This is a genomic window from Nostoc sp., from assembly GCF_036917535.1.
Taxonomy (GTDB): Bacteria; Cyanobacteriota; Cyanobacteriia; order Cyanobacteriales; family Nostocaceae; genus Nostoc.
In genome coordinates this window covers 1-12785 of the sequence record NZ_JBALDA010000037.1, presented here as the reverse complement: position 1 = coordinate 12785, position 12785 = coordinate 1, and the positions used below count along the sequence as shown (strand labels likewise).

General features: G+C 43.4%; 8 protein-coding genes and 1 pseudogene. 4 read left to right on the top strand and 5 right to left on the bottom strand.

The genetic code is table 11. From position 1 onward, the window contains the following. Window positions 1-81: 81 nt before the first annotated feature. The 4 genes from V7K56_RS12775 (at window position 82) to V7K56_RS12760 (ending at window position 5910) form a co-directional block, all read left to right on the top strand. The gene (locus tag V7K56_RS12775) at window positions 82-441 is read left to right on the top strand and encodes an NAD(P)H-quinone oxidoreductase subunit M (protein WP_334910941.1); all 360 of its coding nucleotides are present in this window, start codon (window positions 82-84) and stop codon (window positions 439-441) included. A gap of 674 nt (window positions 442-1115) precedes the next feature. Next, on the top strand, window positions 1116-3395 hold the full coding sequence (locus tag V7K56_RS12770) for a protein phosphatase 2C domain-containing protein (protein ID WP_334910939.1): 2280 nt from the start codon (window positions 1116-1118) through the stop codon (window positions 3393-3395). Window positions 3396-3543: 148 nt separating this feature from the next. Beyond that, window positions 3544-5115 carry a CHAT domain-containing protein gene (locus V7K56_RS12765; protein ID WP_334910937.1) on the top strand — a complete coding sequence of 524 codons (1572 nt, stop codon included), beginning with the start codon at window positions 3544-3546 and terminating at the stop codon, window positions 5113-5115. A 147-nt stretch (window positions 5116-5262) separates the two neighbouring features. Further along, window positions 5263-5910, top strand: coding sequence for a hypothetical protein (locus tag V7K56_RS12760; protein WP_334910935.1), 648 nt, complete (start codon window positions 5263-5265; stop codon window positions 5908-5910). A gap of 389 nt (window positions 5911-6299) precedes the next feature. Here the strand turns inward: V7K56_RS12760 and V7K56_RS12755 are convergent, their stop codons facing one another. From V7K56_RS12755 to V7K56_RS12735, 5 genes and pseudogenes are all read right to left on the bottom strand, one after another. Continuing rightward, window positions 6300-7682 carry a PrsW family glutamic-type intramembrane protease gene (locus V7K56_RS12755; RefSeq protein ID WP_334910933.1) on the bottom strand — a complete coding sequence of 461 codons (1383 nt, stop codon included), beginning with the start codon at window positions 7680-7682 and terminating at the stop codon, window positions 6300-6302. A 562-nt stretch (window positions 7683-8244) separates the two neighbouring features. Further along, a complete protein-coding gene (locus tag V7K56_RS12750; protein ID WP_334910931.1) occupies window positions 8245-8847 on the bottom strand; it encodes a DJ-1/PfpI family protein in 603 nt (200 codons plus the stop codon). Window positions 8848-9151: 304 nt separating this feature from the next. Continuing rightward, the gene (locus V7K56_RS12745) at window positions 9152-10771 is read right to left on the bottom strand and encodes a TonB-dependent siderophore receptor (RefSeq protein WP_334910929.1); all 1620 of its coding nucleotides are present in this window, start codon (window positions 10769-10771) and stop codon (window positions 9152-9154) included. A gap of 12 nt (window positions 10772-10783) precedes the next feature. Then, window positions 10784-11680 (bottom strand): annotated as a pseudogene (locus V7K56_RS12740) (IS630 family transposase). 17 nt (window positions 11681-11697) lie between these two features. Further along, complete coding sequence (locus V7K56_RS12735) at window positions 11698-12708, bottom strand: TonB-dependent siderophore receptor (protein WP_334910927.1); 1011 nt, start codon at window positions 12706-12708, stop codon at window positions 11698-11700. Window positions 12709-12785 lie beyond the last annotated feature (77 nt).

Below are 12785 nucleotides of genomic sequence, written 5' to 3'. Positions count from 1 at the left end.
TTTGAAATTGAGAGCATTCAAGCTTGGATATTAACGTCTACAATAATTTCAGTGTAATCCACGCAAATCTTACACCTTTTTATGGATAACCCGATGCTGCTCAAGTCCACAACCCGGCATATCCGCATTTTTGCAGGTGAAATTGACCGGGATGGCGATTTAGTTCCTAGTCAACAAGTCTTAACCTTAGATGTTGACCCAGATAACGAATTTAATTGGAATGAAGATGCACTACAAAAAATTTATCGAAAATTTGATGAACTAGTAGAAGCATCTAGTGGCGAAGACCTCACAGACTATAACTTGCGCCGTGTAGGGTCAGACTTAGAGCATTATCTGCGATCGCTTCTGCAACTCGGCGAAGTTAGCTACAATCTTTCTGCCCGTGTTACTAACTACAGCATGGGCGTCCCTCAAGTTGCCATTGACGACAAACAATAAGCCAATGAGTTGGTAGCGGGCTACCTGAACCCTTCTGTACAAAGAGTGCTGAGTTAAAAGTGTCTTGGCTGAGAGTGGAAAAATTCATCCAGCGTATTTCAGGTAAATGAAGTACACAGGTAGGGGCACAGCCATGTTCCTTACGATTATCTGTACCTCACGCCTGTTGCAATCTGCTGTAAGCTTACTTCTTAACTCAGCACTGGCTAACCCCCCTGCCGCCAACAACAGTCCTAAAAAGATTTTTAGAGTTACTGCATTTATCAGGTACTTTTGCCAAAATTAATATTTGCTATTCTTAATTCTTAATTAAAGTTAATTCTTGCTATCCTATTTATAAACTAAATAAATATCAACATTATCTGCCTGTTGATGATGGGGTAATTTACCAAAAGCAAATCGCGCAGTTATGCTTGGGTTATGCTGTGGTGACAGGGTTGGAGTTAGTTGGTTTGGCGATGGAGAGTCACAGGGCAATAGAAGCTATGATTAGGCTGTAGGGTTGACTTAGGAGCGTATTTTTTGGATCAGTTAAGTATTAGCACCTGCTGATATCCGCCAGCTAAAATCATCATCTAAAGTCTGGTATGTCAAGTTTAAGAAAGATGAGCGGTCTAGATTGTCCCTACTAATGCTATTAAAAAAATTGCCAATCGCTGATCGGTGCGAAAACTATGGAAAATGACGCGGCAACGCTCTACTGTCCAAACGAAAATTGTCAGGCTGCCAACCCCCTGACTCACAAGTTTTGCCAGCGATGTTCCACGCCCCTACCCAAAAATTATCTCTGGGCTGTGGTAGATAGCCCAAGTTTGGGTAGCCCTGGAGAAATATTAGCCGATCGCTATTTAATTCTTGATAAATTTGTTCTTTTAGATACGAAGCCCGGTTTATTAGCGCTAACGCCTGAGTTAGATAATTTGCAACCTCTAAAAGCATACCTGAGACTGATTCCCTACCGTTTACACGTACCACAGGTATATGGAGTGCTTTTTGTTGCTGATGGATCTTCCCACCGAGAAATATTACTTTTAGAAAAACCGCCATTATTAATAGATGACACTAGCCAACAAGTACATTTGGGCAGCCAGTTAACCACCGCTTGGCGTAATGCAACATCAATGCGCCAACTAAATTGGTTATGGCAAATAGCTCATCTGTGGCAACCTCTGGTGAGTGAAGGTGTAGCCTCTAGCTTACTTGACTCTGATGTATTACGGGTAGAAGGATCGTTAGTACGTTTGTTGGAATTACGTTTTGATAGCGCCACATCACCAGAATTGCCCCAATTAGGTGAATTTTGGCAACAGTTGATCAGCACTGCCAAACCAGTGATCGTGGAATTTGTTGATCGCGTTAGCCTTGCTTTAATTCAGGGAGAGATTAATTCAACCGATCAATTAGTCGGAGTTTTAGATCGGGGACTAGCTGGGCTAGGGCGATCGCAAACACCCACGATCCAAATTATCACCAAAACCGACACCGGGCCAAGTCGTCAACGTAATGAAGATGCCTGTAGCCCTCCGAGTGGAACTCTGGTAAGCAAACCACCCCAGCCAACAGCTTTAGCAATAGTCTGTGATGGCATCGGTGGACATGAGGGTGGCAATGTGGCCTCAAATTTAGCCATTGAAACCATCCAGCAGCAGGTACAACAACTAACAAAGGTTCCTTACGACCATATAGACCCTTCACTGCTGCTGAATGACCTAGATAAGGCAGTGGCAATGGCCAATGACAAAATCAGTCAGCGCAACGACGGTGAAAATCGCCAAGGGCGTCAACGCATGGGCACGACTTTAGTCATGGCATTGCCTGTTGCTCATGAAATGTATATTACTCACGTTGGCGATAGTCGTGCCTACTGGATTACACGTCACGGCTGTTATCAAGTTACCCTCGATGATGATGTCGCTTCCCGGGAAGTGCGACTAGGTTATGCCATTTACCGCGAGGCAGTGCAACAGAGTGCGGCTGGTTCTCTCGTCCAAGCTTTGGGGATGGGGTCTAGCACTTCATTGCATCCCACATCAGGACGGTTTATGCTCGATGAAGATGCTGTTTTTCTGCTCACATCGGATGGTTTGAGTGACTTTGATCGGGTAGAGGAGTACTGGGAAACAGAAATCTTGCCGATTTTAGTTGGGGAAGCAAATATAGCAACTGTTGCCAATCGATTAGTCGAAATTGCTAATACTAAAAATGGACACGATAACGTCACCGTCGCTTTAGTTCACTATCAAGTCCAATATTGGGAACCAGAAATCAACATCCAAGCAGTGATTCCACAGAGTTATTCTGCCAAAACTGTTGATTTAGCATCCAGGGCGACAGATGCGACAGTTTTAGGCAGCCCAAATCACAAAACTCAGGTGATTCCAGACACTGAGCCTGCTAGAAGAACTCGTCAATTCCCCCTACAGTGGATAGTTCCATTATTATTTGTGGTAGCAGCAGGTTTTTTAGGATTGTTCGTCAAGCAACTGCGATCGCCATCAGGGGCTTCTCCAATTTTTTCCAATCCATTACAAACTCAAAACCCTGCCAACCCAGCCATTGAAGCGACACCCGCACCGCGATCGCTAGCTAATCTTTCTCCTGGTTGGGTAATTAAAACCAATAATGACATCTCCTTGGGAAACAACCAATCACTCCCCCGTGGGACTTTTTTAGAAGTTATTGAAAAAAAATCAAATCCAAATCCTGCTTCTGGAAGTTTTTTGGTGTCTATGCGAGTCTGTGCCAATAAAAGTACCCAAACTCCAGCTAGTCCTAATAACCCAACTGTAACTACCTCAGTTCCACCAAATTCAAAACCTTTGCCAGCAACAGTATTGCTAAACTCCTCGCAAGTCAACCGTTTTGGCGTTGTTTTACAATCAGACGCAGCAAATCCATGTAGAACTGTGACGCAACCGCCAGTTACCGAACCATCTGACACCAGTCCAACTTAATCAAATACTCGATAAACTGGTAAAAACCTGGAATAATAACAGGTAACAATCAGAGTAAAAAACTTACAAGGTAAAAAAAGTAGAAAATTTTCACCTTGGATAATTGTTATTTGAAATTATTTTTTTTAGCTTTTAGTTTAATGAATCCATGCAATCCCTGAATTTGGCGATCGCCCGTCTCGTAAATACTGGCACTGACAACTTCGCGATTTGGGTGGTCAAAGCTCCGTATCCCAGTGGCTACGTTTTACATGACTGTGTATGGCCTGTTGAACTGACCCAAGTCTGGCAAGAATGGCAGCAGATGTTTGCTGGTCATGGTCGCCTAGATATTTCCCCATCAACATCTCAAAAGGTCAACTCATTGCCTATAGATTGGATTTCACCCCCTTCAGGTCAAACTACTGGCCCCTACAGCAGTCGTCTGATGCAACACTTGGGAATGAATTTATGGCAGTGGGTATTCGACGGGCAAATTCTTGGTAGTCTAGAACGCAGTCACGGTATGGCTATGGGTGAGCATACACGTTTGCGCTTTCAACTAGAAATTCGCGACCCGGATCTGATCGCTTTCCCTTGGGAAATTATGCAGCGCAAGCCTGGTCAATCGGCGATGTCTTTGTCGCAAGATTTGCTATTTAGTCGCACCACTACTGAAGTTGACGCGTTACCGTATTTGCGAACTGACCAAGCTTTAAGTATTCTGCTGGTTTTAGGTCATGATGACAAGCTGCAACTAGAACAAGAAGCCGCTATCTTACAGCAAGCTCTTGCAGATACGCCTGATAATGCCCAAAGATATGCACCTTGTGTCGTGAATCAACTGATTCAACCAACTCCACAACAGTTGATTGATGAATTAGAAACTAAAGAATACAATGTTTTCTTTTACGCTGGACATGGTTTGCCAGACCCAGATGGAGGATTACTGTTTTTGCGACCAGATATGCCCCTTAATGGCATAGAATTGGCGCAAGTATTGACTCGTACGGGTGTGAAACTAGCGGTTTTCAACGCCTGTTGGGGTGCACAACCAGCCGCGATCAATCATCAAGCTATCCCTGCCAGCAGTTTAGCAGAAGTATTGATTCGTCATGGTGTACCCGCAGTTTTGGGGATGCGCGATGAAATCGCTGATCACGAAAGCCATAGTTTTATTCAAGCCTTTACCGAAGCTTTGCGATCACACAAGCCAATTGATGAAGCCGTAGCACAGGCTAGGCAAGAGTTGTTAACACTGTATAAATTTAATCAACCTGCTTGGACTTTGCCTGTTCTCTATCTGCATCCAGATTTTAATGGCGAACTGATTAAGAATCTAGATGAAGGTATTACGGAACTACCTGATACAGCCATTCCTGATGCAGGTTCCTCGCTTCCAACTGCTTCTTTACGATCGCTCACTCCCAAAGGTAAAACCTGGTTATTGCGTTATGGAGTCACCCGCATCGGCCGCACGAGAGATAATGATATAGTCATACCCGAACCATCTGTATCCAAACGCCACGCCGAAATCTTCTGCCGCAACACTCTTACTGATGCTACACTAATGCGAACTTATTACTTGCAAGATTTTTCCACCTACGGGACAACCTGGTTTTTAGGCCCTAATGGCTGGCAACAAATCCTCCGAGAGGAAGTCCCTTTGAAATCGGGAATGCAGTTAAAGTTTGGAAGTGCTAGAGGTGAAACCTGGGAGTTTGTGATTGAAGACTCGTAGCAGAGCTATTGTGTAAATGAATTTGAGTCTTTAGCATCAGCTTTTAAAGTCTGTTTTTTTTGGAGAAAAATCAACTTTTTTTTGCGGAAATCTCCTCTTAGAACTTGTAGCTGTCAATACCACCAAATAATCATCAGGTTAGAAAATATGGCTGACAAAATTAACGGCTCAGACACTTTCTCTTCTTTGCCATCTCAAGTAAATTTAGAGTTATTAGAAGCGTTACTAGAACCAAAGGATGCTAACTATCCCTGGAATCCAGGTGATGAAGAATCAGAAGCTTATTTTCAGGAACTAGAACAACAGTTCGGAATAGAAGATTTACTTGACGAAGAACTAATGAGGCGATCGCAAGATTTTTACGGACATCTAGATACACTTTGGTCTAGTATTACTGCTACACCTGACCATAATGATAACCGACAACAGGCAGTAGTGCTTAATCTTCAACAAACATTATGTACAAATTTTTCCGCTTGTGTGCCCCAAATATTTCTCAACACCATCGCCACCAAAGCTGCTGAGATATTTGCGGCTCGCCAATTAATCAGCGAGCAACTGGTTGAGTGCGTTCAGACAATACTACCAACTTGGGGAACAGAGGATCTGATCGTTTTGGCTCGTCCTTTTGCTTACGCTATGCGAAGTAGCGAATCGCAAAACGCAGTATCTGCACTTAGTAATTTTCAAAATAGCGAGTGGACAGCTTTATCAGAAGTAGAAAAAGCAAAGGTTAGTTTAGCGATCGCTTCTTATGCTTTTACTGAACTTAACAAGTCTCAACCTGAACTATGAATGGTGAATGGGGACTAGTACCGCAAGGCGGAAGTCAAAAGTCAAAAGAATTGCATTCCAGGCTCTTGCGCCATTTTAAATGGTATGTTAATTTACACCAAGCTGTCTAGGGAGTAGGGAATAAGAAAAGTTTTCATTACACATTGTGTTCGGATAAGCTGCGCTTTGCCATCACTTTATTCAGAGGTGTCTATTGCAAAGATGTTGCGTTCCCCTTACACAAAAATATAAAGTCGAAAATTAAGACTTTTGCAAAAAGTAATTTTAATTATTTTTGATTTTTTTAATATATCTACCCCACGATAAATTAAGAATACGCTGATTTTCAAATTAGGTTATCTATCCCAAGAGGTAAATACTCAAGTATTGCTTGTTCTCACCCTGTTCCTCTATTTTGGCCCAAGAAATCGGGTAGCAAAATTTTGCGATCGCGTCGGTGACAGCGCCCGTGCCTTGAGAATTGCCGCCATCAAAAAGGCGTAAGATAACACTCCAACAATTACCAACAGCAAGGCATTGATTGACCCTGTAGCATTCCAAAGAGCGTGGAGCGCAGAGGCACTCAGATAACCAATAGACAGAATTTGCCAACTTCTACTAGGTTTGAGGACAGCCAACCCAACAAAATAACCCAGGTAGCCACTATAAGCCATGTGTCCGGCTACAGAGCCTAAAATTCGCGGAATTAGCAGTTGTAAACCTGCCAGTTGACCAGCAGCCCCTATACCCACCTGTTGCGTGACATTTTGAGTGATATCAGGCACATACTGACCGAGGGTTTCCAAGAGAGTGAAGCCTACAGCAGAAGCTGTACCTAGGAGAATACCATCTAAAGGTTCCCAGATACCGATGCGTTCCCGCCAAGGTGAAGACAACATTCTACCGATGGCAAAAGCCCCTAGTACAGGTAATGCCTTGAGTAATTCTTCCATCAACCCAGCGCCAAAAAACATCCGCACCAGTAACTCTGTGAAAGTAATAGATTCTTGGGGTGTGGGCAAGCTTCCAGGTAAGATGCCGCGAAATACGAAAATAAATAGATCCAATAGCGGACTGAGCAAAATTAGGATTGTACCCAATGACGTAGCCATTAGCACCCACCAAGGCTTCTGTTTTCCGCAAAGTTGGTAAACAAAATAGTAGGCAGCAAAGGCGATATAACTTGCGACAATCACTTGATTAGCTTGCGGCCGACCGACTGTAGCGAACATCAGTACCACAAAAATTACGGTCAGTATTCCTGGTACGAGGTAAGCTTTACTAGTTAAATCTTTACCAGTGGAAATAATCGGAAAAAGCTGGGTGAAGCTAACAGAATCTGGCTGCTTTAATTGCGTGTGGTTGTGGTAGTTCGTCGCCGAAGGCAGTGGTGTAACTTGGTTCACTGTCGTCGCCGGAGTAAATGAGGTATACTCGTACTCAAAAATGTATTGCGGCCCATCAGCACCTAAAGAAATGCGATCGCCTGGGTGCAATTCTTGACATTCATATAAGCGTTGTCCATTCAAATAAGTGCCATTAGCACTATTCAAGTCACAAAGCACCCAGCTAAATTTGCTCTCTGGGGATAGAGAGAGGGGACGAACCACTGCATGACGACGAGATACCATTCGGTACATCATGGCATCCAAGACAACTTGGCAGCTGGGGTCGCGTCCAATTACCATTTCTTTACTGGGGGGCAGCGAGTAGCGAGATTCTGCTCCCAAAGCTGCCCCATTACCAGACACTAGCCGCAGAAATGCATTATGTCTTGCGTTTTTGCCTGTCATCGATAAGAAGTGCGTTTCTAAACTAATTCTTCACATAATTTGGCAGCAGGACTAACCTTAGCCACATTAGCAGCAGCATTGCTAAATCCACTATAGCTTCACTTACTGCTAATAAATTTAAAATTATTGATGCAAAATTTCAAATTGTTTTGCCTCATGTAAAGAAGTATTCCATCTGCTAAGAGTTTGTCCTAAAACTGGCTTGTTAAGCGGATAAATCAGATTGTCTCGATGCTGTACTTTTGACATCGTAGCGGCAAATTAAACCCACTGCAAATTATTAAAAAATAGTATTTTTTACTGCATTTAGTTCCATTTCAAAAATATATAATTTTCAGCCGTATGTTGTGAGCCAGTACGATTTTCTCCTAAAGGGAGAGGCTATCGCCTTTTTTTCTGTACGAGATGCTGCGCGAACGGAACGCTACGCGAACGCATCCCGTCTCATCACCTGAAAGATCAGTTGTTTTGCCACTGATAATTGACTAAGCTCTTTTGGAGTGGAGAGTAAGTAAAGAAACTCTTCTGAAGTCTTGAATCAAAAGATATCCGGTATCTTGCCTCAAACAACTGTAGTCAGTTCTAGGTGTTCAATCTTAGTTCCAAGTATTGTGAGGAATTCTGCTAGCCAATGTGGGTGAGCAGGCCAAGCTGGTGCTGTCACTAAGTTACCATCAACTATTGCCCGATCAACAGAGATATCAACATAGATTCCTCTAGCACTCTTGATATCTGGGCTACAAGCAGGGTAGCCAGTACATCTCTTACCTTGCAATACATCAGCAGCTGCCAATATCTGCAAGCCGTGGCAAATGGCAGCAATCGGTTTATTCGTTTGGGCAAAGTGACGGGTGATTTCTAGCACCTGCTGATTCAAGCGGATATATTCTGGTGCTCGTCCTCCGGGAATGACTAAGGCATCGTAGGTTGCAGCTTCTACTTCTGCAAACGTAGCATTTAAAGTGAAATTGTGTCCGGGTTTTTCACTGTAAGTCTGATCTCCTTCAAAGTCGTGAACTGCTGTCCGCACCTTGTCGCCAGCTTTTTTTTCAGGGCAAACTGCATGGACAGTGTGTCCTACCATTTGCAACGCCTGAAAAGGAACCATTATTTCATAGTCTTCTACATAGTCGCCAACAAGTATCAAAAGTTTCTTTGCAGCCATATTTTGTTACCCTCATCTTTTGTCAATAGTTGTTTATAGTGGTTGCCAGGTGCGTGACCTGAAGTAAATATTGAAATCACTCTGGCAATTCATGGAGAGGAGAGATAAAGCTGTGCTTTATGCAGGTGAGGTACACCTTAACCCCACTTTTATTGGAAAACACCATATAAAGTAAATATTAATTTAGAGTCAGCTATTTTAGGCGTTAGCATCCCCATGAATTTGTAAATACAATGTTGCGTAGTTTTTTATAACTCAAGGTAGACACTCCTTTGCACAAGCTCAGGCTTGATGAATCGGTAGGTCAAAAGGTGACTGAAATTGTGCCTTGTACGGTAAATGGTGCTTGGGGGAAGATAAGATCGTCGTTTGATTCGTAATATTTGACATTGAAGATGTTCTTAAAGTTAAGCGCAGCCTGCCAATTATCCCGTTTGTAAGCGATTAAGGCATCGGTTCTGACATAAGAGGGAAGGATAAATAATGGCTTCTCGAGATTGGCATTGCGATCACCTGTAAAAAACAACCCCGCACCCAACTCTAATCCTTGCAAGTTACCCTTTTGAAATTCATAAGTTGTCCAGAAACTCGCGCCATGATAGGGTGCATTTGTCAGATGGCGACCATCGGGAAGTCCCTCATAACCTTTGCTAACATAAGCATCATTGAGAAAACCAGAGGCAATCACTTTCCAACCCGGTAAAATTTCCCCGGCTACATCCAGTTCAATTCCTCGGCTTTTCACTTCTCCGATCCCGATTGAGTATAGATCGTCGTCAGGGTCTGTAGTGGGGATATTTGTTTTAGCAATGTCATAGTATGCGAGGTTTACTGAAAGTCGCTTGTCTAAAAGTTCAGCTCTGATGCCAACTTCGTACTGTGTACCATAGGAAGGCTCTATTTGAATCCGGCCTGCTTTTAGAGTACCTAAGTTGGATGCAAAAGAGCGATTGTAGCTAGCGTACAGTGAGATGGGTTCGATTGGTTGATAAACGATGCCTACACGCGGTGAAAAGGCTTGAGAGTTAGCACTAGACTTTTGCGGTTCGTTAAGGATACTGAAATTTTCACTGCTTGAGTCAAAATAGTCATATCTCCCCCCTAAAACCAACTTCAGATTAGGCAACAATGTCACCTGGTCTTGCAGGTAAATTGCTATGCTGTTACCTGCGCTGTTACCCTTGTCGTTGGTGAGAGGGGGCAATGGAACGTTATAGTTTGGCTGAAAAATATCTATTGAAGGGAAATCAACATCATAGCTGTTGCTGTAACTAGATGTATTCCGTCCCCAGTCCAGACCTAACAGCAGTTGATGAGCGATCCCACCCGTATTGAATTTCCCAATTAAGTTGGTTTGCAGAGCATAATTTTGTGTATAATTTGGTCCATCACCAAACTGCCCTCGCGGCAAAGTTCGACCATCCTCTAAAAGCTCCCCGCCGATTTGGGTAACTTTTTCACTATTTTCATCAAATTGTGCGGAAAATCTGCTTCTTAACCGCCAATTTTCACCAAACTGCTGATTGAGTGTTAGCCCGACACGATGGCTTTCAGTATTGAAAAAATCGTCGGGTTGATTTAAAAGGCGATTTCTGGGCAACGTAAAATAGGGTGCTGGTGGTAAAAATATAAAGCCTCGGTCGAACCCTTGTTTAGAATTCAGATATTCATAGGTGAAGTCTAGGGTTGTCGCATCACTAATTTTGTAGGTGAGAACTGGAGAGATATATAATATATCGTTTTCAATGTAATCCCGATAGCTGCCAGAATTTTCATAGGAAACATTCAAACGATATAGTAACTTTTTATCGGTCGTGAGCGGCCCAGACAGATCGATTGCAGGATTGTAGTAATCGTAGCTGCCAGCCGTGAAACTAGCAGAATAATAGGGGGAGTCTAAAGGTTTTTTCGTGACATATAGCAACCGCCAGGTTGGTTAGGACACTAAACTCAGAACATACTCCATCGCCGTTCGCAAGGTAGGGAAGTACTCCAGTTGCTTGCGGATACGACTTTTTAGCCAAGACCAGCAGCGCTCAATTTTATTTAAATCAGGAGAGTAAGGTGGCAAATACCAGACTTCACAACCAGCAGCCCGCACCAGTTGGTCAATGCGTCCACCTTTGTGAAAGGTGGCGTTGTCAATCACCAACTTTTGCCCTGGTTTTAATGCCGGAATCAGGCATACTTCTAACCACGTCTCAAAAACTTGGCGCTTTCTTGCTCCCTCAATCGTGAATGGTGCAAGCAACTGAGTCAGCACACAACGCCGCAATCATATTAACTCGCCCTGTTCTCCGACCTGACTTGAAATCATAGAAGCGTTTTCCTTGGAGACTGTAGCCGTAGCCATAGTCGTCGCGCTCATCCATGCCAGCCTCATCGGCATACACGATCAACTCAGGCTTAACCGTAGCTAGCTGTTGGAGAAACTCCCGCCGTTTGCCCTCATTCCGTTCGCGGTACCCATAGGTCTTTTTTTTCGCGTAAATCCGATTTTCTTCAGCCCTCGTGAGATCGTGCGTTAGCGTAGCTCGCCGTAGGCATCGCTAATATCACCCTCCCACAGTTCGGCCATCTCCGCCTGAGTTTTATCCCCGTAGGTTTCTACGAATGCTCGAAACTTCTCCCAGTCATTGATTTTGTGCCCATTGCCCCGATGCGTTCTGACTTTGGCATTAAAGTCACCCGTTTCCCTGCGACGCTGAAACCATGTATTGATGGTATTACGACTGATGTTGAAGAATTCACTGGCTTCGCAGCGCTTCATCCCATTGAGTTCAATCGCCTCTATCACTTTTCGTCGTAGGTCATAACTGTAAGGGTTTGCCATAGTAATCCAGAAATTAGTCACCTCTCTATAGAACCAGTTTTAAATTTAGCAATTAAATCAGTTTGCAGAGCTAGGTAGATGTAATTAGAATCACCACCGTAGAAGCCTCGCAACACTGTTTGACCATCTTCGGCAAAAGCATACTCATTGACCACAGCACTGTAATAATGTTCAAAGTTCACATTAAACCGGCTCCTGAGCCGGAGATGATCATTAAACTGATGGTTGAGCGTTAAATCGATTTGATGGCTTTCACTGACTTGAGCGGCATTGTAATCATTTAAAGAAAGATTAATCGGCAGAGTAAACGATCTAGGGTCGTTAGGAAAGCCGCGATCAAAGTTGGAGTCAAGTTTTTGATACTCATAGGCGAAATCCAGGGTTGTTCTATCGCTGATTTTGTAGGTAAACGCAGGAGAGATAAAGAAAGCCTTGTTGAAAACTAAATCTCGAAAACTATTGGAATCCTCGTAAGAAACATTCAACCGATACAATAAATTTTTATCGGTCGTCAGCGGCCCAGACAAATCAATCGCCCCATTGTAATAGTTGTAGCTTCCAGCAGTGAAATTAGCAGCATAATAGGGGTTGCTCAAAGGTTTTTTCTTGACATAATTAACCACTCCACCTGGTTCCACCTCTCCATATAGCACTGAAGCTGGACCTTTGAGTACCTCTACCTGCTCAATATTGGTAGCATTGGTGAAGACAGACGTATTGGTAAATCCATCTCTTAAAGAGTTGGTATTAAAGCCACGAATGTTGACACCGTTTTCGGAATTGCCATACCCCGTTGTAAAGGATGTACCAGACACATTACGAACAGCTTCATTAATCCGTGTGATTCTCTGATCCTTGAGCACCTGTTGAGGAACCACCTGAATCGACTGAGGAATATCACGTAAAGGTGTATCAGTCCTGGTTGCAGTACTCGCTTCTGGTACAGTATATCCATCTTGTTCACCTGTGACTACAAGTTCAATCGGTTCATCGCCCTGTGTTGATGGAAGACTAGTGGTCTGTCCCATTAATTTTGATGGGTTGGATAAATCTTTGAAAGCTTAACTCTTGCATCCTCTGTACGAAAACGCCAATCTACACAAAC